This window comes from Pseudonocardia sp. Ae331_Ps2, assembly GCF_001932405.1.
Taxonomy (GTDB): domain Bacteria; phylum Actinomycetota; class Actinomycetes; order Mycobacteriales; family Pseudonocardiaceae; genus Pseudonocardia.
On sequence record NZ_MCIM01000001.1, the window covers coordinates 6025804 to 6046535 of the forward strand.

Genomic DNA, 20732 nt, shown 5'->3' on the forward strand with positions numbered 1-20732 from the left:
ACCTCGGCTACGAAGGCGAAGCCGACCGGCTCACCGTGCCCATCAAACTCGCCCCCGGCCGCGGGCAGACGGTCAACCAGCGCACCGTCAACACCCTGCACTCAGCCCTTCGTGCTCTGGCCGAACGCGGAAACGCCCTGCTCAAGACCACCTTCGCCGCGTTGCGGCGAGTCACGCTATGTCCCTGGCGCACCGGCGCGATCACCGCAGCTGCGCTCGTACTACTCCACACCGAGTACGACCGCACGACATGATCAACCCGCTACTGAGAACACCTCAGTCTCCGGCCGTTCGACGACGTTTCTGGAGGGCTTCGGTGTCGCAGTTCGGTCCCGGCACGATTCCCCTGCGGCCGGGCTCCCCGCCGCGGGACCCGTTCGGCGGGGTCACCGTCCGCCTGCCCGCGGCGCCGGGACGGCACGCGACCCACGGGAGCGTCCTGACCGGCGCACCCCCCGCGCCGCCCCGCACGCTGTGGGACGTCTTCACCCGCACCGTCGCCGACCACCCGCACGCCCCGGCCCTGGACACCGGCGGAGTCCGGCTCGACTACGCAGGGCTGCGGGCGGCCGTCGAGCGGACCGCCGCCCGGCTCGCCGCCTGCGGGGTCGGCCGCGGCGACCGGGTCGGGATCCGGGTGCCGTCGGGCACCCCGCACCTGTACGTGGCGATCCTCGCGGTCCTGCGCCGCGGCGCCGCCTACGTCCCGGTCGACGCCGACGACCCGCACGAGCGCGCACGCACCGTGTTCACCGAGGCCGCGGTGTGTGCCGTGGTCGAGGCCGGCGGGCGGATCGTGCCCGGGCCGGTGCACCCGCGCCGCGTCCCCTCGCGCGGCCCGGACGTCCGCGACGACGCCTGGGTCATCTTCACCTCCGGCTCCACCGGCACGCCCAAGGGCGTCGCGGTCACCCACCGCAGCGCCGCCGCGTTCGTCGACGCCGAGGCCCGCCTGTTCGCCCGGGACCGTCCGCTCGGCCCCGGCGACCGGGTCCTCGCCGGGCTGTCGGTCGCCTTCGACGCCTCCTGCGAGGAGATGTGGCTGGCCTGGCGGCACGGTGCCTGTCTGGTCCCGGTGCCGCGCGCGCTCGTACGCTCCGGCGCCGAGTTCGGGGACCGGCTCGTCGAGCTGGGGATCACCGTCGTCTCGACCGTGCCGACGCTGGCGGCGCTGTGGACCGCCGAGCAGCTCCGCGCGGTCCGGCTGCTGATCCTGGGTGGCGAGGCGTGCTCCGAGCCGCTGGCACACCGGCTGGCCCGGGCCTGCCCGGAGGTCTGGAACACCTACGGCCCCACCGAGGCCACCGTCGTCTCCTGCGCCGCCCGGCTGACCGAGGACGGCCCCGTCCGCATCGGGCTGCCGCTCGCGGGGTGGCGGCTCGCGGTCCTCGACCCGGCGACGGGCGCGCCGGTCGGGTCCGGTGAGGTCGGTGAGCTGGTGATCGCCGGTGTCGGCACCGCCCGCTACCTGGACCGCGACCGCTTCTCCCCGGTCCCCGCGCTCGGCCCGCAGCGGGCCTACCGCAGCGGCGACCTCGTGCGGGCCGCCCCGGAGGGACTGAGCTTCGTCGGCCGGGCCGACGGTCAGGTCAAGATCCGCGGGTTCCGCGTCGAGCTCTCCGAGATCGAGTCGGTGCTCGCCGACCTGCCCGGCATCGCCGCCGCCGCGGTGACCGTGCACGAGGTGCGGCCCTCGGTGCCGGAGCTGGTCGCCTACTACTGCACCGGTCCCGGCCTGCGCATCGACGACCACGAGGTCGCCGCCGGGCTGCGGGCGCGACTGCCCGCGCACATGGTCCCCGCCTGCTACGAGCACCTGCCCGCCCTGCCGACCACGACCAGCGGCAAGGTCGACCGGGCGGCGCTGCCCGCGCCGAGCGGGCGGGGCACGGCGTCGTCGGCACCGGTCGTCGCACCGGCGACGGCGACCGAGGCCGAGCTCGCGGCGCTGCTCGGGGAGTCCCTGGGGCTCGCCGAGGTGTCCGTGCAGAGCCACCTGGTCGACGACCTACGTGCGGACTCCCTCGCGCTCGCCCAGTTCGCGGCGCTCGTCCGCCACCGGCGCGGGCCGTCCTGCCCGGTCGGGATGCGGGTGCTCTACCAGCACCCCACGGTGCGCTCGCTCGCCGCGCTGCTCGACCGGACCGGGCCCGGCACCGTCGGCACGACACCGGCCGTCGCCCCCGCCGCTCCCCCGCCGGTGGGCCGGGCGCGGCACCTCCTGTGCGGGACGGTGCAGGTGCTCGTGCTGCTGCTCGGTCTGGCCGCCGGCGCCGTGGTCGCCTGGGCCGACATCGAGTGGATGGACCTCGCGACCGGCCTGCTCGACCTGTTCGAGCGGTCCGGCGCCGCGCTCGTCGCGACGTTCCTGCTGCTCACGCTCGTGCCGGTGCTGGCGAAGTGGCTGCTCGTCGGGCGCTGGCGGGCCGGGGAGATCCCACTGTGGAGCGCGGCGCACCTGCGGTTCTGGGTCGTCGCCACGCTGGTGCGGACCAGCCCGATGGTGCTGTTCGCCGGCTCACCGCTCTACCTGCTGCACCTGCGCGCGCTCGGGGCCCGGGTGGGGCGCGGGGCGGTCGTGTTCTCCCGCACCGTCCCAGTCTGCACCGACCTGATCTCCATCGGCGACGGCGCGGTCGTCCGGTCGCGCAGCTCGTTCACCGGCTACCGGGTGGAGCGCGGCCGGATCGTCACCGGGCCGGTCACGATCGGCCGCGGCGCGGTCGTGTCCGACGCGACCGTCCTCGACATCGACAGCGTCGTCGGCGACGACGCCCAGCTGGGGCACGCGTCGTCGCTGCCGCGGGGCGCCCGGATCCCCGACGGCACCCGTGCGCACGGCTCACCGGCCGTCCCGACGACGTCGGACTTCCGCGGCCCGGATCCGGCCCGCTGCTCGACCGCCCGCCGGGCGGTGTTCGCGACCGTCCAGCTGCTCACCCTGTTCCTGGCCGGGCCCGCGACGGTGACCCTCGCCGTCGCCGTGCTGGACGACGGGCCGCGGGTCACCGCGCTGGTCGACGGGCGCGACCCCGGCGACCTGCTCGCTCTGGCGGTGAGCCCGCTCGGGCTCGGACTGTCGCTGGCCGCGGGTGCCGCCGCGCTGGTGGCCGGTCTACTGGTGGTCACCCTGGTGCCGCGGCTGCTCTGGCCGCTGCTGCGACCCGGCCGCGTGCACCGGCTCTACGGCGCCGCGTACTGGTGCCACCGCACGGTCGCGCGGCTGAGCAACGTGCCGCTGTTCGTCCAGCTGTTCGGGGACAGCTCCTTCGTCGTCGGCTACCTGCGGCGGATCGGCTACCGGATCGCCCGCGGCGGCCAGACCGGCTCGAACGTCGGTGCCGACATCGCCCACGAGGTGCCGAACCTGGTGACGATCGGGCCGAACACGATGCTCTCCGACGGGGTGTTCCTGCGGACCGCGGAGTTCACCAGCACCTCGTTCCGGACCGTGCCGGTCGGTCTCGGCGCGGACTGCTTCCTCGGCAACGTCCTGACCGTCCCGGCCGGCGACCGGATCGGCGACGGCTGCCTGGTCGGCACCAAGACCATGATCCCCACCGACGGGCCGCGCCGGCGCGACGTCGGCCTGCTCGGCTCGCCCGCGTTCGAGATCCCCCGGGCCCGCCCCGAGGACCCGCGGCTCGCCGTCACCGGGGAGCGGCTGCGCCGCAGGCTCGCCGCGAAGGACCGGCACAACCTGGCCACGATGGCGCTGTTCCTGCTGGTCACCTGGGTACGGCTGCACGTGCTGCTGACCGTCGGGCTGGTGGCGGCGGGTTTCCTGGCGACCGCGGGCCCGCTCGCGATCGCCGGCGGCGCCCTGGCCGGTGGGCTCGCCGACCTGGCCGTCGGCGTGCTCGTCGAACGGGCGGCGACCGGGTTCCGGCGGTTGCAGCCGCAGCACTGCTCGATCTACGACCGCTACTTCTGGTGGCACGAGCGGTTCTGGAAGCTGAGCATCCAGCCGTCGCTGCTCAACGGCACCCCGCTCAAGCCACTCGTCTGGCGGCTGCTCGGGGTCCGGGTGGGCCGTCGGGTGTTCGACGACGGCGCCGCGATCAGCGAGAAGACCCTGGTCGCGATCGGCGACGACACCGTGCTCGGTGCCGGGGTGATCCTGCAGGCGCACTCGATGGAGGACGGCGTCTTCAAGGCCGACCACATCCGGATCGGCGACGGCTGTGTGCTCGGTGCCGGGGTGTTCGTCCACTACGACACGGTCGTCGGCGACGGTGCGGTGCTGGCCCCGGACTCGTTCCTGATGAAGGGCGAGCGCGTCGGCGCGGGCGGCGTCTGGGGCGGGAACCCGGCGGCGCCGGTCACCACCGTCCCGGTCACCACGGTCCCGGTCACCACGGTCCCGGGCGCCCCGGCGCGGGGCACGGCGGCGCCGGTCCCGGCGGGCTGACCACGGCCGCTCAGGGCTCGGGCAGCGACCGCCCGATCGCCAGGGCGGCCCGCCGGACCTCCGTGCCCAGCGCCGCGGTGCGGTCCTCCGGGATGTCGTCGATGTACCCGGCGACCTGCACCGCGGCGCGCACCTCCCCGCCCAGGGGCACCGCCGCCGCGACGCTGGCGACGCCGGGCTCCCGCTCGCCGCGCGCCACCGAGTAGCCACGCTCGCGGATGCCGTCGAGGTCGGCGGCCAGGGCAACCTCGTCGACCTGCTCCCCCGCCTCGGCCGCCCGGGCCAGCACCGCCGTCACGTCCTCGGGGCGGCGCTGGGCGAGAAGCACCTTCCCGGCACCGACGTGCAGCGGCAGCCGGGCCCCGATCGGGAGCTCGTAGCGCAGCCGGCGGATCCCGTGTGCCCGGGTGAGCACCACCCGGGTGTCCCGGTACTCGCGGAACAGCGACGCCGTCAGGCCTGTCTCGGCCGCCAGGTCGAGCAGCACCGGGCTCGCCGCGCGCAGCAACGGGTTCGTCGCCAGGTAGGCGTGCGCCCCGAAGGTCAGGGCGACGCCGGGCCGGTAGCCGGTGCTGTCGCGCTCGACCCGGTCGCGTGCCTCCAGCACGGTGAGGATCCGCTGGGCGGTCGCCACGGGCAGCCCGGCCCGCCGGGCGATCTCGGTGAGGCGCAGCGGCTGACGGGCGTCGTCGAGGACCTCCAACACGTCGATCGCGCGCGCCAGCGACCGCATGGTCGAGGTGGACCGCTCGCCCCGGGCCTGCTCACTGCTCTCCGCCACCACACCCGCGATTCTCACACAGTGGTAGGCCGCGCTCAGCGTCCGACACATCGCCCGTTGACAGATTACCGCTCCGTGCACACACTCTCCATAGTGCGAGAGTGCTTATCACTCTGCGGTAAACCTGCAAGGAGGCAGCGTGCGTACGACAGTGCTGGGACTCGGCGAGGCCGGGGCGCTCTACGCGGCGGGGCTCGTGGCCCGCGGCTGGGACGTGACCGGGTACGACCCCGCGAACACCGCGACCCCCGACGGCGCGCGGCGGGCCGACTCCCCCGCCGAGGCCGTGCGGGACGCCGAGCTCGTCCTGAGCCTGGTCGGCGGGAAGGTCGCCCGGTCCGCGGCCGAGTCGGTCGCCGCGCACCTGCCCCCCGGAGCGGTGTTCGTCGACATGAACTCGATGGCCCCCGACGCCAAGCGGGCGACGGCCGAGCTCGTCGGCCCGCACCGCTTCGCCGACGTGGCGGTCGTCGGCTCGGTGCCCGAGCACGGTGCCGCGACCGGTGTCGTGGTCAGCGGCGTGGCGTCGGCGCGGGCCGCGGAGGTCTTCCGTGCCCTGGGCGCGCCGGTCGAGGACATCGGCGGCGAGCCGGGAGCGGCCTCGGTGCGCAAGCTGCTGCGCAGCAGCTTCATGAAGGGCCTCGGCGCGCTGATCGTCGAGTCGGTGGCCGCCGGCGCGGCCGCGGACGCCGAGGACTGGGTGCGTGGCCAGATCGCGGACGCCCTCGCCGGCGGTCACGAGACCACCGAGCGCCTGCACGACGGCACCCTCAAGCACGCCGACCGCCGGGCCGCCGAGTCCGTGGCGTCGGCCGAGCTGCTGGACTCCCTCGGCGTGCGGCCGGTCATGATCTCGGCGGCGGCCGAGCTGCACCGCGACCGCGCCGACGCCGCCCTCGCCCCCGGCGACGACCTGCTGGCGGCCTACGCCGGACTGGCGGTGGCCAACATCGGCGACGCCCGCGAGCGTATGGGCATGATGGACGGCGGCATCCACGCGCTCTGGCGCGGTGTCCGCGCGGTGGGCCGCGCCCGCACCGTGTGGGTCCGCGCCGGGGACAACCTGGCCCTGCACCGGGCGCTCGACCGCTGCCGGGCCGGGGACGTCCTCGTCGTGAACGGGCACGGCGACACCACCCGCGCGCTGCTCGGCGAGCTCATGGCCGAGCGGGCGAAGAAGCGTGGCGTGGCCGGGATCGTCGTCGACGGCGCCCTGCGCGACGTCGTCGAGCTGGAGAAGATCGGCTTCTCCGCCTGGGCCCGTGCGGTCATCCCGGCCGGCCCCTACAAGAACGGCCCCGGCCAGGTCGACGTGCCGGTGGCCGTCGGCGGTGTCGTGGTGCACCCCGGTGACCTGATCGTCGGCGACGACGACGGCGTCATCGTCGTCCCGGCCGCCGAGGCCGCGGCGAGCCTGCTGGGCGGCCGCGCGGTCGAGGCCGACGAGGCCGGCCGCCGTGCCGCGATCCTCGCGGAGCCGGCCCGATGACAGCCGTGTGGGCGCTGGTCGCGTTCGTCGGCGTGATCATCGTCTGGAACGCGGTGTTCAAGCGCAACATCGGCGAGGCCATGATCCTCGGGTTCGTGGCCGTCTGTGCGTTCGTCCTGTTCGGCGGCACCGTCGACGGCGGATCGGCCTGGTCGGCCATCTCCGGATCGGTGCTGGACGCGCTGCAGGAGGAGGTCACCTTCGCCGGTCTGGCGTTCGTGTTCATGTCCTACCTGCTGACCCGCACCCCGGTCCTGGACAAGCTGATCGACCTGCTCAACTCGGTGCTCGGGCGGCTGCGCGGAGGGCCGGTCTACACCGCCACCGCGGCCGGCGGCATCTTCGGTGCCATCGCCCACGTCGGCGCCGCGGTCACCGCGGCGGTCGGCTCGGTCACGGTGCCGTGGATGAAGCGCTCGGGGGTGCGGCCCGAGCTGGCCGCGACCGTCGTCGCCGGTGGTGCCGGCATGGGCGTCACCTTCCCCTTCTCGGCCACCATGTTCATCCTGGTCGGCGGGCTGGCCGCGCAGGGCGTCATGCAGCCCGACGAGATCGTGAAGCCGCTCGCGATCGCCGGACTCTGGTGCCTGGGCTACCGGTTCGTCCTCTCGTGGTTCCTCGTGCGCCGCAACGGCATCCAGCCGATCGCCGCCGAGGACCGGATCCCGTTCGGGCGCAGCCTGCGCTCCGGGTGGACCTCGCTGCTGCTGTTCGGGCCGATCCTCGTGCCCTTGCTGCTCACCCGGGGTCCGGTCGCCGACGCGCTCGGCTCCTACTCCGGTGTCTCCGACGCGATGAAGAAGCCGGTCGAGCTGGCCGACGGCACCACCCTGGCCGCCCAGCCGTACACGATGCCCGACGTGATCAGCCTGATCACCTGGATCCCGGTGCTGATGATCGTGCTGGTCCTCGTGCTCGGCCGGAAGCACCTGCCCCGCACCACCTCGGGCTGGTGGACCGCGATCGGCAAGGCCGCGCCGTCCTTCGGCGTCATCGGCATCACCATCGTCGCGGCGTTCTCCGCGGCGAACCTGCTGGGCGAGCTCGGGCTCGCCGAGCAGCTCGAGTCGGTGCTCGCCGGGCTGGACGCACCCGGCTGGATCATGGCCATCGCGATCGGCGTCATCATTGTCGCCATCGCGATCCCGCTGACCGCGAGCGCCACCATGGCCGCGGTCGGGCCGGTCGCGGTGATCGCGCTCGCCGGGGCGGGCATCCCCGCCCCGGTCGCCGACGCCGCGGTGCTCGTGTTCGCCTCCACCGAGGGTGCCTCACCGCCGTCCGGGGCACCGATCTACGTCGCCGCCGGCATCGCCCGCGTCGACCCGGTGAAGACGTTCGTCCCGCTGCTCACGTACTACTGCCTGCCGATCCTCGGGATCGGCGTCCTGATCGCGACCGGCCTGCTCCCGGTCTGACCCGCCCGTATCGGAGACACCCATGAGTTCGACGACGATCTCTTCCGACCCCGCCACCGGTACCGCGGCGAAGGTCACGACGTTCCTGTTCGCCCTGACGGTGGTGTTCTTCCTGCTCGCCGGCCTGGTGATCGTGGTGGGCCAGACCGCACTGCTCGGCCTCGGCGACGCGACCGCCGCCCGGGCCTGGGCGAGGACGATGGCGCCCTACGCCTTCGGCGGCGCCTCCGCGGCGGGCCTGCTGTCGTTCGTCCTGTCCTACTGGCAGGGCCCCGGCCACGGCGACGACGTGGCCGACGATGACTGAGCCGCCGCCCCGGTGGGAGGTGCCCACCCACGCCGAGCTGGCCGGGCGCCGTCCGCCCGGGGCGAGCTGGGGCGTCTTCACCACCGATCCCGAGCGCGGCACCGCCAACTTCGCCGGCGCCGACGAGGTCCGGGCCAGCGCCGCGGTGGTCACCCGCGGCGCCGTGTTCGGCCTCGACCACGCCCTCGACGCGTTCGACCCGCCGATGGCGCGGGCCCGGTCCGCGCCCCGACACGAGATCCTCTCCGCCCACGCGCAGGCCCGCGACGACGTGCTGCACGGGTTCTACCTGCAGGCCACGTCGCAGGTCGACGGTCTGCGGCACCGGCGGGCGTCCGGGTACGGCTTCTACGACGGCGTCCCCGACGCGGCGATCGTCGCGGGCGGCCCCGCCCTGGGCGTGCAGCGCTGGGCGGAGAAGCCGATCGTCGGGCGCGGGCTGCTGATCGACGTGGCGGGGCTGCTCGCCGAGGAGGGCACCCCGCTGGACCACCGGGCCGGGCCCGCGCTCGACGCCGACGTCCTGGACCGTGCGCTGGCGCGCCAGGGCGAGCAGGTCCGGCCGGGCGATCTCGTCCTGGTCCACACCGGCTGGGCCCGCTGGTTCCTCGACGCCGACGACGAGCTGCGCGCCGAGGTCCGGTCCGCGCGCCGCGCCACGGGGTTCCGCCAGTCGCACGAGCTGCCGCGCTGGATCTGGGACCACCGGGTCGCGGTGTTCGCGACCGACACCTTCGCCGTCGAGGTGCTGCCGGTGGACCCGGGCAGCCCGTTCACCGGGACCGCCCCCGAGGACGCCGGGATGATGCACCAGGAGCTCATCGCCAAGCTCGGCGTGGTCCTGGACGAGCTGTGGAACCTCGACGCGCTGGTCGCCGACAGCCGCGCCGGGGGCGGCTGGACGTCGTTGACGGTGGTCAAGCCGCTGCACCTCGTCGGGGGCGTCGGCTCGCCACCGAACGCGACCGCGATCCGCTGACCGGAGCGGGACGTACCGGGGCGGTCGGATCGCCCCGGTCGGATCGCCTCGGTCGGATCGCGCCGGTCAGATCGCGCCGGTCAGCTCCCCGGTGACCACACGGCGCTCGTTCTCCGTCCGCCAGGCGCGGTAGTCGGCGTCGTCGGCGGCGGTGCCGATCCTGGCGATGCAGTCGGCGCAGAGGTCCGCGACCTGCAGCAGGCAGTCCCGGCCGCAGTCCCGGCACGCGACGAGCTCGGCGATGGGGTCGTTCACGGTCGCTCCGGACATGACCGCGAGCCTACCGAGGGCAGCCCGGTGACGCCGGTGTGGTCGGGTTCAGCGACCTGCCGCCGCCACGGGGAAGCTCACCCCGGTGAGCTCCTCCGACACGGTCCACAGCCGCTGCTGTACCGCATGGTCGTGCGAGGCATCGCTGGAGGAGACGAGCGTCGGGTATCCGCGGATCTCGCCTCGGCCGCCGGGGCCGTAGTACTGCCCGCCGAGTACGCCGGGATCCGTTGCGGCGCGGACGGTGGGGAGCGCGCCCATCTCGGGTGTCTGTGTGAGCAGTGGTGCCAGCCATCCCATGGGCACACGCAGTGCCGCGGGTGTGTTCCGGGCGAGTTCGGTGTTGGACACGCCGGGGTGGGCGGCGACGGCGAGCGTCGTGCCGTGGGGGGCAAGTCGTCGTTGCAGCTCGTAGGTGAACATCAGGTTCGCGAGCTTGGACTGGCCGTACGCGGCGGAGCGGCTGTACGAGCGTTCCCACTGCAGATCATCGAAGTGGATCGCTGCGCGGATGCGGTGGCCGGTGCTGCTGACGGTGACCACGCGGGAGCCGGGTACGGGCAGGAGCCGCTCCAGGAGGAGGTTGGTGAGGGCGAAGTGTCCGAGATGGTTCGTTCCGAACTGCAGCTCGAAGCCGTCGGCGGTGGTCTGCTTCGGTGTGTACATGACGCCGGCGTTGTTGATCAGAAGGTCGATCCGAGGGTAGGTCGCGCGCAGCTCGGCGGCGGCGATGGAGACGGACTCCAGCGATGTCAGATCGAGGGCCTGCACGCCGACGTCCCCGCCCATGCGTGCCGCGGCCTGCCGGCCCTTCTCGATGTCGCGTACGGCGAGGACGACCCGTGCTCCGTGTTCGGCGAGCATGCGTGCCGTCTCGAAGCCGAGGCCCACGTTGGCGCCGGTGACCACGGCGACCCGGCCGTGCTGGTCGGGGATGTGCTGTTCGGTCCAGGGCTGGTTCATGACGCTCCCTAAGAGACTGCCGGTCTGTTGCTCCGGAGACGCTAGGAGACCACCGGTCCCTTGTCAAGAGACTGGCGGTCTTTAGTAGGGTGCCGGGGTGGAGTTCCAACGAGCGCGCAGCGAGGAACAGCGAGAGATCCGGCGGACGGCGATCCTGGACACCGCTGCGGCGATGCTCCGGGAGATGCCCGTCTCGGACCTCGCGCTGAACGAGCTCAGCCGGCGCGTGGGCCTGGCGAAGTCGAACGTGCTGCGCTACTTCGAGTCCCGCGAGGCGGTGCTCCTCGAGCTGCTGGACAGGTTCTTCGGGGCATGGCTGTCCGAACTCGAGGAGCAGCTGGCGACCGGCGCCGACGGCCGGGAGGAGATGACGACACGAGCGCATCGGCTCGCCGATGTGCTCAGTCGGTCCCTGGCGGAGCAGAGCGTGCTCTGCGACCTCATCGCCGCCCAGGGCGGCGTTCTGGAGCACAACGTGTCCACGGAGGTCGTTCGACGGCACAAGCGGTCCTCGCTGGCCCGGTTGGCGACCATGCGCATGCTGGTGACCCGTTTCCTCCCCGAGCTCGACGACGGCGCACAGCGGTTCTGCTTCATGACCCTCGTGTCGGCCGGAGCACTGTCGACCTACGTTCCTCCACCAGCCGCCGTTCTCGCCGCCTACGCGGACGAACCGGAACTCGCCGTCGTGGAGCTCGACCTGAGAGCGACACTGCGAAGCGTGGTGCTGACGACGCTCCTGGGGGCGCTGCCCCGCACGTGAGCCTCGGAGGAGCTGCCGCGGACATCGATCGGTCGTCGCGGCTCAGATGCACGATCCCGGGTCGTCGGCGGTGGTGATGATGGCGTGGAGGACGGTGCGCAGGGAGGTGAGCGAGGCCGGGTCGATGTTCTGCACGGCGGCCTCCTCCGCGGCGGCGGCGTCGACGGCGATCTTCTCGCGACGGCGATCGCCGGCATCGGTGAGTGCGGGGATGCGAGCGCGCCGGTCGCGCGGGTCGACCTCTCGCCTGATCAGGCCCGCCTTCTCCAGCCGGTCGAGCTCCGCGACCATGGTCGTCTTGTCCACGCCCAGGGCCTGCCCGAGCTCGATCTGGGTGAGCCCCTGCGTCTTGTGGAGCGCACTGAGGACGATGTGGTCACGGAGGGTGAGTCCGTGCCGCGCGGCGGCGGCCCCCACCACGGTGTGCAGTCGTTGCGCCGCTCGGTGGAGGAGCCAGGTCAGCTCGGAATCGGGCCCCGGCCCGAGGGTGGGGCGCGAGTGGAGCGCTGAGTCGGAAGGCGGCTGCACCACTGCAGTCTCACGCACCGGCGGGCGCGACGGGGCCGGTCAGCCGAGGGAGAGAGTCGTAGGCGCCGACGTCGTGGGAGGGGACGATCCGCATCAGCCTGCTCAGCGCGATGCTGCGCTGCAGACCGAGCCTGACGGTGTCCGCGTCGACGTCGGCCATCCGCCGCAGCGGCCAGGGACGTTCGGCCCCGCGGGTGATGCCGTCGATCTGCCAGGTCAGATCGCCGATGAACGCGTACCGGTCGCCGTCGGGAAGGGTCACGAACACGACGACGGAGCCGCGGGTGTGCCCGGCGGCGAGGGCGACGACGACCGAACCGTCTCCGTGGACGTCGAAGCTCGCGGGGAAGCCGAGATGGGCGGGCCCGTCGAGGTCGTACTCACGGATCTCCAGGCCCGCGGACACGGCGCGGAAGACTGCTCCGTGAGGGTCGCTCCGCGCGTAGCGCAACTCCTCCCGGTTGATCCAGACCGGCACCCGGAGCGAGTCGAGACCGCTGACGTGGTCCCAGTGCACGTGGGTCACCAGGACACCCGCGAGGCGGGAGCGGTCGTAGCCGGCGTCGTCGAACTGCTGCGCGACCGTCCTGCCGAGTTCGAGGGGTGCCCGCTCCACTCGGGCGAGCATCCTCACGTGCTCACCGACGTGCGCACCGAAGCCGGCGTCGATCAGGAGATCGCCGTGCGGGTGGCTGACGAGGACGGCGGTCGCGGCGAACGCGCGCACGTCCCGGAAGGACCCACCGGTGACCGCGAGCGCGGCCCGGGTGCGGTAGGTCCCCGTCGGCAGCTGGTACAGCCTCATCGAGGCAGGGGGGTTCGCGACAGGGAGGGGATCGGTCCAGAACGCCGGCATCGTGACCATGGTCCCAGATAGTACCGACTCAGATCATCCTGACTCGGATTAGTTTCCTCGTCGCCTGTTCCCGGGCAGGCTCGGATCGCTCAGCCGTCCTCCAGGCCGGACAGGAACAGCTCCGCAGCCCGCTCGATCCGCCGCCGGTCACCCCCCGCGAGCAGGTCCAGCAGCAGACCACGGATCGTCGCGACCACCAGCGTGGCCCGGGACTCCGCCTCGTCCGGCTCGACGCCGGACCCCTGCGCCGCACGCAGCGACAGCGTCCACTCGGCGCCGATCCGGTCCAGGAAGTCCGCGAACGCCTCCGGCGACTGCACGGCCCGCCCGTAGACGGCGAAGAAGAGCCGGAACGTGGCCTCCCGGCGCGGGTCGGTGCTCCACTCCCACACCGCGCGCGCCGCCGTCGCGAGGCCCGCGCCCGGGCCGGCCAGTGTCGCCGTGCCCACGACCACGCGCTCGCGCAACCGCTCCAGGATCGCCTCCAGCATCCGCTCCTTGGTCCCGAAGTGGTGCACCAACGTCGTCGTCGACACGCCGAGCGCGGCCGCGACCGACCGGAACGACAGCTCCGTGAACACCTGCTCGGCCGCGTGGTCCACCGCCGCGTCCAGCAGCTCCGCGCGGCGCCGGTGGTCGACCGGTCGTCCCACCATCTCGCCCTCCCCTCGTCGGCTTGACTTTCTATCACGATCGTTCTACGAATAATTCCTAGCACAGTCGTTCTAGAAAGTTGGGTGACCTCGATGAGTCCCGTCCTGTCCGTCGCACCGGTGACGCTGCCCGCCCCGGACCGCGGTCCCGACCTGCAGCTGCGCGTGTCGGTCCCGGTCGGCGACGACCCCGTCCCGGTCCTGCTGTTCGCGCACGGCTTCGGGTCGTCGCTGCGCGCCTACGGCCCGCTCACCGACCACTGGGCGGCGAACGGGTTCGCGGTGATCCAGCCGACGTTCCTCGACTCGCGCACCCTCGGGCTCGCCCCGGACGACCCGCGCCGGCCGCAGCTGTGGCGCCACCGGGTCCGGGACATGACCCGGATCCTCGACGGGCTCGACACCGTCGAGGCCGCGGCCCCGGCCCTGCACGGACGCCTCGACCGCGACCGCGTCGTCGCCGCCGGGCACTCGTTCGGCGGGCAGACCGCGGGCATGCTGCTCGGCCTGCAGGTCCGCGACCCCGCCACCGGCGACGTCACCGATCTCTCCGACGACCGCGTGCGGGCCGCCGTCCTGCTGGCGACGGCGGGCCGGGGCGGAGACTCGCTCGCCCCCGGCGTGATCGAGCAGCTCCCGTGGCTGGACGCCGAGTTCTCCGCCATGGCCGGGCCCGCGCTCGTCGTCATGGGCGACGCCGACGCGAACCCGCTGACCACCCGCGGCCCGCAGTGGAGCGCGGACCCGTACCGGCTCAGCCCGCCCGGGAAGTCCCTGCTCACGCTGTACGGCGCCGAGCACTCGCTCGGCGGGATCCCCGGCTACGAGGCCGCCGAGACCACCGACGAGAACCCCAAGCGGGTCGCCGCCCTGCAGCAGCTGAGCACCGCCTACCTGTGCACCGCGCTCGATCCCGCCGATCCCGCGTGGTCCGAGGCGTCCTCCGCGTTCGCGGGCAGCCCCCTCGGCCGGATCGAGTCCCGGTGAACGCGCCCCCGACCACCCCGCGGATCGTCGCGCTGGAGGAGCACATGGCGACCGCCGACGTGCTCGCCGCCTGGCGCCGCCACGATCCCGACCTGACCGACCCGGTGCTGCGCTGGACCGTCGCCGGGACCGTGACGGCGCCGCTGCTCGACCTCGGCGAGGACCGGCTGCACGCGATGGACGTCGCGGACGTCGACACCGCGGTGCTCTCGTTGACCACCCCCGGGCTGCAGAGCCTGCCCAGGGCCGAGGCCGTCGCGCTGCAGGGCCCGACGAACGACGTCATCGCCGACGCCGTGCGCCGCCGTCCCGATCGTCTCCAGGGCTTCGCCACGCTCGCCACACCCGACCCCGAGTCCGCCGCGCGTGAGCTCGGACGGGCCGTCACCGAGCTCGGGCTCGACGGCGCGATGCTGCACTCGCTCACCGACGGGGTGTTCCACGACGACCAGAAGTACTGGTCGATCTTCGAGGCCGCCGAGCACCTGCGCGCGCCGATCCACCTCCATCCCGCGGTCCCGCCGCCCGCGGTGACCGACGCCTACTACGACGGATTCGGCCTCCTGCGCACCGGCGGGCTCGGCTGGCACCACCAGACCGGTGTCGCGCTGCTGCGGCTCGTCCTGGCCGGAGTGTTCGACCGGTTCCCGGATCTGCAGGTCGTCCTGGGCCACTGGGGTGAGACCGTCCTGTTCTTCCTCGACCGCAGTGCCCTGCTGGACCGGGCCTCCGGGCTCGACCGCCCGCTGGCCGACTACGTGCGGGACAACGTGTTCGTGACTCCGGGCGGCATCGCCAGCCACCGCTACCTGCGGTGGAGCGCCGAGGTCGTCGGCATCGACCGGATCATGCACGCGACCGACTACCCGTTCAACGGACCCCACGACTTCGACGCCCGAGCCTTCCTCACCGAGGCCCCGCTCCCCGCGTCCGACCGTGCCCTCGTCGCGTCCGGCACCTGGGACCGGCTCCGCGCCGGCATCCGGCGGTAGGCCGACGACGCGTTCGGGTGGGCGCACGGTCCGGGCGCTCCCGCCCGTCGTCGGCTAGATTTCGTCGAGCTCCGACGGGGCGGGGAAAGAGGCACATGCGAGGCGACGACGACGCGGACGATCCGGGCCCGCGTCCGGCGGGGACCGACGGCCCACCCGGCCCGAACCGCGCTCCCGCACGCCCGGGTCCGCCGCCGGACCTGGTCAACGCCGCCATGGCAGCACACGACTGGTCCGCCCACCCGCTCGGCCCGCCCGAGCAGTGGTCGCCCGAGCTGCGCAGCGTCGTCCGGATGCTGCTCGACTCCCGGTTCTCGATGTGGATGGCGTGGGGCCCTGACCTCACGATGTTCTACAACGACGCCTACCGGCGCGACACGCTGCGCGACAAGCACCCGTGGGCGCTCGGCCGCTCCGCCCGCGAGGTGTGGGCCGAGGTCTGGGACGACGTCGGCCCGATGATCGCGTCGGTGCTCGCCGGCGGAGGGGCCACCTGGAGCGAGGACCTCCTGCTGTTCCTCGAACGCAGCGGCTACCTCGAGGAGACCTACCACACCTTCTCCTACAGCCCGCTGCACGAGGACGGCGCCGTCGCGGGGATGCTCTGCGTGGTCACCGAGAACACCGACCGCGTGCTCAGCGAACGCCGCATGCAGACGCTGCGCGACCTCGCCGCCGACCTGGGGCCGACCCGGACCCGGGCGCAGGTGTACTCCGCGGCCGGGCGGGCGCTGGCCCGCAACCCGCAGGACCTGCCGTTCGCCCTGGTCTACGAGTTCACCGAGGACGGCGGGACCGGGCTGGTCGGCTCCACCGGCGTCGCGCCGGACGCGCCCGTGGCCGAACCGGCGGGCTGGCCGCTCGCCGCGGTGCGCGAGGGCGGCACGGCCGTGGTCGACGACCTCGCCGCCCACCTGCCGGAGCTGCCCCGCGGCGCCTGGGACCGGCCGCCGTCGCACGCCGTGCTGGTCCCGCTCGCCGGGGCGCAGGGCGAGACCCTGATCCGGGGCGCACTGGTCGTCGGACTGAACCCGTTCCGGCTGTTCGACGAGCGCTACCGGGCCTTCGTCGACCTCCTGGCGGGCCAGGTCGAGGCCGCGCTGGTCGCCGCGGGCGCCTACGAGGCAGAGCGTGAGCGTGCGGAGGCGCTCGCCGAGCTCGACCGCGCCAAGACCGACTTCTTCTCGAACGTCAGCCACGAGTTCCGCACGCCCCTGACACTGATCATGGGACCGGTCGAGCAGCTGCGCGACGCCCCGCCGGAGCCGGACCGGCTCGCCGCGGAGCTCGACGTCGTGCACCGCAACGCGTTGCGCCTCGGACGGCTCGTCACCACGCTGCTCGACTTCTCCCGGCTGCAGGCCGGACGGCTGCGCGCGACGTTCGAGCCCACCGACCTCGCCGCCTTCACCACCGAGCTGAGCAGCCTGTTCCGGTCGGCGATGGAGCGCGCCGGGCTGGACTACACGGTGGACTGTCCGCCGCTGCCCTGCCCGGTCCACGTCGACCGGGAGTCCTGGGAGAAGGTCGTCCTCAACCTGCTGTCCAACGCGCTGAAGTTCACCCTGGACGGCCGCGTCGCGGTCGCCCTGCGCGCCGACGGCGACAGCGCGGTCGAGCTGACCGTCGCCGACACCGGGGCCGGGATCCCCGCCGAGGAGCTGCCCCGGCTGTTCGAGCGGTTCCACCGCATCGCCGGCACCCGCGCCCGCTCGACCGAGGGGTCGGGCATCGGGCTCGCCATGACCCGCGAGCTGGTCACCCTGCACGGCGGGACGATCACCGCGGCGAGCACACCGGGCACCGGCACCACCTTCACCGTCCGGATCCCGACCGGCACCGCGCACCTCGATCCGGACCGCGTCGCCGACACCGCGTCCGGGAGCGCACCCACCGCGACGTCGGAGGCGTTCGTCGGCGAGGCGCTGCGCTGGCTGCCCGACCCGGCACCGGCCCCGGCACCCGTCCCGGCGAGCGTCGCGGGTCCGGACGCGCCGGCCTCCGCGGGCCGGATCCTCGTCGCCGACGACAACGCCGACATGCGGGAGTACCTGCAGCGGCTGCTGGCCGACCGGTACGAGGTCCAGCTCGTCGAGGACGGGAAGTCCGCGCTGACCGCGGCCCGGGAACGCCCGCCGGACCTCGTCGTCACCGACATCATGATGCCCGTCCTCGACGGCATGGAGCTGCTCGCAGCGCTGCGCGGGGACCGTCGGACGGCCGGGGTGCCGGTCCTGCTGCTCTCCGCCCGCGCCGGTGAGGAGGCCGCGATCGAGGGCCTGGGCGCCGGTGCGGACGACTACCTGGTCAAGCCGTTCTCCGCGGCCGAGCTCGTGGCCCGGGGCAACGCCCACCTGAAGCTGGGGCGGGTCCGCCGCGAGGCCGAGGCCCGGTTCACCGCGATGGCCGACCTGGCACCGGCCCTGATCTGGGTCGCCGACCCGGACGGCGCGCGGACCTACGTCAACTCCGGCTGGCAGGAGTTCACCGGCCGGGAGGCCTCCGCCGACCTCGACGACGGCTGGACCGACGGGCTGCACCCGCACGACCGGCAGCGCTACCGCAACCGGTTCTCCCGCGCGGTCGCGTCCGGGACGGGCTGGCAGATCGAGTACCGGCTCCGCCGCGCCGACGGCGCCTTCCGCTGGATCCTCGAGCACGCCGTCCCGCTGCACACCGACGCCGACGGGGCCGTGACCGGCTGGGTGGGCAGCGGCACCGACATCACCGTGCGCTACCGCGAGTCCGAACGCCAGGCGCTGCTCGCCCGGCTCAGCCGGGAGCTGGACACCGCCGAGGACGTCGACCACCGGCTGCGGCGCCTGACCGCCCTGCTCGTCGAGACCCGGCTGGCCGACGTGTGCACGGTCCGCCGCGTCGACGAGGCCGGGCAGCTCGTCCGCGCCGCCGGGGCCGCTCCGGACACCACGACCGAGGCGCTGCTCGACGAGCGCCCCGACGAGACCTCGTTCGGCCGGCAGGTGCTCGATGCGGGCGCCGCGGTCCTGTGGGACGACACCGCCCCCGGCGCGACGGTCCCGGGCTCGGCCATCCCGGCGCGCTCCGCGGTCGGGGTCCCGCTGACCGCGCGCGGCCGGACGCTGGCCGTCCTGGTCCTGGTGCGGGGCCCGCAGACCACGCCGTACGCCCCCGACGACATCGAGCTCGTCACCGACCTCGCCGACCGCGCCGCGCTCGCACTCGACAACGCGCTGCTGCTCGCGGACGAGCGGGCCAACGCCGACCGGCTGGCGCTGCTGCAGCAGGCCACCGCCGAGCTGTCGGCGGCCGCCGACCCGACCGAGGTGGCCCGGACCGTCGTCACCCACCTGCGGGCGCTGCTCGGCCCCTGCCGCATCGCGGTCTACGAGCTCGACCCGACCGCCCAGCACCTGCGGGCGCTGGCCCTGCACGACGTCGCCGACCCGCAGGCGTGGCAGGAGGTGCCGCTGAGCTCGCCGATCCCGGCCGCGGTGACCGCCCGCGAGGCCCGCGCGCTGTGGCTGGAACCGGGCACCGACTGGCGCGAGCGCCACCCGCAGACGGCCGAGCTGCTCGACCGCCTCGGCCACCTGACCGTCTTCACCCTCCCGCTGGTCACCGCCGCCCGCACCGTCGGTGTCATCGCGACCGCGTTCATGACGCCGCGGCCGCTGCCACCCAGCGAGCGCGCCACCCTGCTCGCCCTGACCGACCCGGCCGCGCAGGCCCTCGAACGCGCCCGGCTCTACCGCGCCGAGCGGGAGGTCGCGCACACCCTGCAGCGGACGCTGCTGCCCATCCGGCTGCCCGACCTCGACACCGTGGAGATCGCGGTGCGCTACCAGGCGGGCGCCGCGGGCACCGAGGCCGGCGGCGACTGGTACGACGTCGTCGACCTCGGCGACGGGCGGATCGGGCTGTCGGTCGGCGACGTCGTCGGGCAGGGCGTCGCCGCGGCCGCGGTGATGGCCCAGCTGCGCACCGTCCTCTCCGGCGCCGTCCGCCAGGGTCGCGACCCCGCGTCCGCGCTGGAGCTGCTCGACGAGTTCGCGACCTGGATCCCCGGCGCCCGCTACTCGACGGCGGCCTGCGTGGTCGTCGACCCCGGCCGCGGGGAGTTGCGCTGGGCACGGGCCGGACACCTGCCCGTGCTGGTCGTCGACGAGGACGGCGGCGGCTACCTCGCGGGCGGGCACAACCCCGTCCTGGGGATCCGCGGCCGGCCGGCCTTCCGCGAGGGGGTCGCCCCCATCGCCGCCGGGCAGACGCTGGTGCTCTACACCGACGGGCTCGTCGAGCGCCGCGGCGAGGTCGTCGACGACGGACTGGACCGGCTGGCCGGGATCGCCACCGAGGTGGCCGGGCTGCCGCCGGAGCAGTTCGCCGGGCAGATCATCGACCGGGCCCTGGCCGGCGCCGCGCACACCGACGACGCGGCGCTGGTCTGCGTCCGCGTCCTGCCGCCCGACATCGACCTCACCGTCCCCGGGTCCGCCCGGGAGCTGAGGGGCATGCGCCGCCGGGTCCGGCGCTGGGCCGACCAGGTGGGTCTGGGCGAGGACCTCGGCGACGACCTGGTCCGCGCGATCGACGAGGCCGCCGCCAACAGCGTCGAACACGGCTACGCCGGGTTCGACCCGCCCGGTGACGTCCGGCTCCACCTGGGCTACACGCCGTCGGGCGGGGTGAGCGCGTGCGTCTCCGACGACGGCCGATGGCGGCCGCCGCCGAGCGACCCCGGCCACCGCGGGCTCGGTCTGGCGATGATCCGGGCGATCGCGAGCAGCAGCGAGATCGAGCACACCGACGGCGGGACGGCGGTGCGCATGCGGATCGCCCCGACGGCCCGTCCCACCGCGCCGCACTCCGCGGCGGTCCACCGGCCGCGGGAGTCGGAGGACCGGCGGACCACCGTGCTGCGCGCACACGGACGCCGCGACGGGGTCGTGCAGGTGCTGCTCGACGGCGACCTCGACCTCGCCGGTGCCGGCGACGTGCGGGACCGGCTGCTGGAGCTCGCCGCGTCCGGGTCGGTCGACCTGGTCGTGGACGGCGCCGCCTACGTCGCGAGCAACGGCGCCGCGCTGCTCGCCGAGGCGGGCGACCGCGCGGCCGCCGGTGGGCACCGCCTGCGGATCACGGTGTCGCCCGGACCCGCCCGGCGGGCCCTGGAGCTCGTCGGTCTGGGGCCACTCCAGCCCTGATCACGGCCGTCGACAAGCGCTCTACGAAAAGCGCACGACGCGTGCTCAAACCACGAATGCTTGTGTCGCGCAAGCACATCGCGACGACGATCACATGGCCCAAGGTCGTTTCGCGGAGTAATACTTAGGAAAGCTAACCCCTGGTGGCC

Annotated in this window: 16 protein-coding genes; 10 read left to right on the forward strand and 6 right to left on the reverse strand. The window is 74.1% G+C overall.

The window, feature by feature from the left end; genetic code table 11:
• Both Ae331Ps2_RS33700 and Ae331Ps2_RS28155 read left to right on the forward strand, forming a co-directional pair.
• Positions 1 to 254: transposase family protein (locus Ae331Ps2_RS33700; protein ID WP_349289830.1), on the forward strand; the 254-nt coding region annotated here is incomplete at its 5' end.
• A 62-nt stretch (positions 255 to 316) separates the two neighbouring features.
• A complete protein-coding gene (locus Ae331Ps2_RS28155; RefSeq protein WP_075305602.1) occupies positions 317 to 4411 on the forward strand; it encodes a Pls/PosA family non-ribosomal peptide synthetase in 4095 nt (1364 codons plus the stop codon).
• A 10-nt stretch (positions 4412 to 4421) separates the two neighbouring features.
• Here Ae331Ps2_RS28155 and Ae331Ps2_RS28160 read toward each other — a convergent pair whose 3' ends face one another.
• Positions 4422 to 5192: an IclR family transcriptional regulator gene (locus Ae331Ps2_RS28160; protein WP_170918270.1), complete on the reverse strand. Its 771-nt coding sequence runs from the start codon at positions 5190 to 5192 to the stop codon at positions 4422 to 4424.
• A 139-nt stretch (positions 5193 to 5331) separates the two neighbouring features.
• On the opposite strand from Ae331Ps2_RS28160, the gene Ae331Ps2_RS28165 reads away from it, so the two are divergent.
• The 4 genes from Ae331Ps2_RS28165 to Ae331Ps2_RS28180 are packed head-to-tail and all read left to right on the forward strand — an operon-like array spanning position 5332 to position 9385.
• The gene (locus Ae331Ps2_RS28165) at positions 5332 to 6681 is read left to right on the forward strand and encodes an NAD(P)-binding domain-containing protein (RefSeq protein WP_075305601.1); all 1350 of its coding nucleotides are present in this window, start codon (positions 5332 to 5334) and stop codon (positions 6679 to 6681) included.
• Positions 6678 to 8099, forward strand: a complete 1422-nt coding sequence (locus Ae331Ps2_RS28170; protein ID WP_075305600.1) for a TRAP transporter large permease subunit — start codon at positions 6678 to 6680, stop codon at positions 8097 to 8099. The genes Ae331Ps2_RS28165 and Ae331Ps2_RS28170 overlap by 4 nt, the downstream gene beginning before the upstream one ends.
• A gap of 22 nt (positions 8100 to 8121) precedes the next feature.
• Positions 8122 to 8406, forward strand: a complete 285-nt coding sequence (locus Ae331Ps2_RS28175; protein WP_075305599.1) for a hypothetical protein — start codon at positions 8122 to 8124, stop codon at positions 8404 to 8406.
• A complete protein-coding gene (locus Ae331Ps2_RS28180; RefSeq protein WP_170918269.1) occupies positions 8399 to 9385 on the forward strand; it encodes a cyclase family protein in 987 nt (328 codons plus the stop codon). The genes Ae331Ps2_RS28175 and Ae331Ps2_RS28180 overlap by 8 nt, the downstream gene beginning before the upstream one ends.
• A gap of 66 nt (positions 9386 to 9451) precedes the next feature.
• Here Ae331Ps2_RS28180 and Ae331Ps2_RS28185 read toward each other — a convergent pair whose 3' ends face one another.
• Both Ae331Ps2_RS28185 and Ae331Ps2_RS28190 read right to left on the reverse strand, forming a co-directional pair.
• Complete coding sequence (locus Ae331Ps2_RS28185; RefSeq protein ID WP_060712618.1) at positions 9452 to 9655, reverse strand: hypothetical protein; 204 nt, start codon at positions 9653 to 9655, stop codon at positions 9452 to 9454.
• 48 nt (positions 9656 to 9703) lie between these two features.
• Positions 9704 to 10618, reverse strand: a complete 915-nt coding sequence (locus Ae331Ps2_RS28190; protein WP_075305597.1) for an SDR family NAD(P)-dependent oxidoreductase — start codon at positions 10616 to 10618, stop codon at positions 9704 to 9706.
• A gap of 97 nt (positions 10619 to 10715) precedes the next feature.
• Here Ae331Ps2_RS28190 and Ae331Ps2_RS28195 point away from each other — a divergent pair, with 97 nt between their 5' ends.
• Positions 10716 to 11381 carry a TetR/AcrR family transcriptional regulator gene (locus Ae331Ps2_RS28195; RefSeq protein ID WP_075305596.1) on the forward strand — a complete coding sequence of 222 codons (666 nt, stop codon included), beginning with the start codon at positions 10716 to 10718 and terminating at the stop codon, positions 11379 to 11381.
• A 42-nt stretch (positions 11382 to 11423) separates the two neighbouring features.
• Here Ae331Ps2_RS28195 and Ae331Ps2_RS28200 read toward each other — a convergent pair whose 3' ends face one another.
• From Ae331Ps2_RS28200 to Ae331Ps2_RS28210, 3 genes are all read right to left on the reverse strand, one after another.
• Complete coding sequence (locus tag Ae331Ps2_RS28200) at positions 11424 to 11909, reverse strand: MarR family winged helix-turn-helix transcriptional regulator (RefSeq protein ID WP_075311537.1); 486 nt, start codon at positions 11907 to 11909, stop codon at positions 11424 to 11426.
• Positions 11910 to 11919: 10 nt separating this feature from the next.
• Positions 11920 to 12714: an MBL fold metallo-hydrolase gene (locus Ae331Ps2_RS28205; protein ID WP_083702296.1), complete on the reverse strand. Its 795-nt coding sequence runs from the start codon at positions 12712 to 12714 to the stop codon at positions 11920 to 11922.
• A gap of 140 nt (positions 12715 to 12854) precedes the next feature.
• Positions 12855 to 13421, reverse strand: a complete 567-nt coding sequence (locus Ae331Ps2_RS28210) for a TetR/AcrR family transcriptional regulator (RefSeq protein ID WP_075305594.1) — start codon at positions 13419 to 13421, stop codon at positions 12855 to 12857.
• 90 nt (positions 13422 to 13511) lie between these two features.
• On the opposite strand from Ae331Ps2_RS28210, the gene Ae331Ps2_RS28215 reads away from it, so the two are divergent.
• The 3 genes from Ae331Ps2_RS28215 (at position 13512) to Ae331Ps2_RS28225 (ending at position 20583) form a co-directional block, all read left to right on the forward strand.
• Complete coding sequence (locus Ae331Ps2_RS28215; protein ID WP_139318670.1) at positions 13512 to 14405, forward strand: alpha/beta hydrolase; 894 nt, start codon at positions 13512 to 13514, stop codon at positions 14403 to 14405.
• Entirely contained in the window at positions 14402 to 15397 is a 996-nt protein-coding gene (locus Ae331Ps2_RS28220; protein ID WP_249265545.1) for an amidohydrolase family protein, read from the forward strand. Before Ae331Ps2_RS28215 ends, Ae331Ps2_RS28220 begins: the two co-directional genes overlap by 4 nt.
• A gap of 95 nt (positions 15398 to 15492) precedes the next feature.
• Entirely contained in the window at positions 15493 to 20583 is a 5091-nt protein-coding gene (locus Ae331Ps2_RS28225; protein WP_075305592.1) for a SpoIIE family protein phosphatase, read from the forward strand.
• The last annotated feature ends 149 nt before the right edge of the window (positions 20584 to 20732 follow it).

Excerpts from the sequence above, each read along its gene's own strand:
- Ae331Ps2_RS28170 (WP_075305600.1), top strand. The coding sequence starts at position 6,678 with ATGACAGCCGTGTGGGCGCTGGTCGCGTTCGTCGGCGTGATCATCGTC.
- Ae331Ps2_RS28175 (WP_075305599.1), top strand. The coding sequence starts at position 8,122 with ATGAGTTCGACGACGATCTCTTCCGACCCCGCCACCGGTACCGCGGCG.
- Ae331Ps2_RS28180 (WP_170918269.1), top strand. The coding sequence starts at position 8,399 with ATGACTGAGCCGCCGCCCCGGTGGGAGGTGCCCACCCACGCCGAGCTG.
- Ae331Ps2_RS28185 (WP_060712618.1), bottom strand. The coding sequence starts at position 9,655 with ATGTCCGGAGCGACCGTGAACGACCCCATCGCCGAGCTCGTCGCGTGC.
- Ae331Ps2_RS28190 (WP_075305597.1), bottom strand. The coding sequence starts at position 10,618 with ATGAACCAGCCCTGGACCGAACAGCACATCCCCGACCAGCACGGCCGG.
- Ae331Ps2_RS28205 (WP_083702296.1), bottom strand. The coding sequence starts at position 12,714 with ATGAGGCTGTACCAGCTGCCGACGGGGACCTACCGCACCCGGGCCGCG.
- Ae331Ps2_RS28210 (WP_075305594.1), bottom strand. The coding sequence starts at position 13,421 with ATGGTGGGACGACCGGTCGACCACCGGCGCCGCGCGGAGCTGCTGGAC.
- Ae331Ps2_RS28215 (WP_139318670.1), top strand. The coding sequence starts at position 13,512 with ATGAGTCCCGTCCTGTCCGTCGCACCGGTGACGCTGCCCGCCCCGGAC.
- Ae331Ps2_RS28225 (WP_075305592.1), top strand. The coding sequence starts at position 15,493 with ATGCGAGGCGACGACGACGCGGACGATCCGGGCCCGCGTCCGGCGGGG.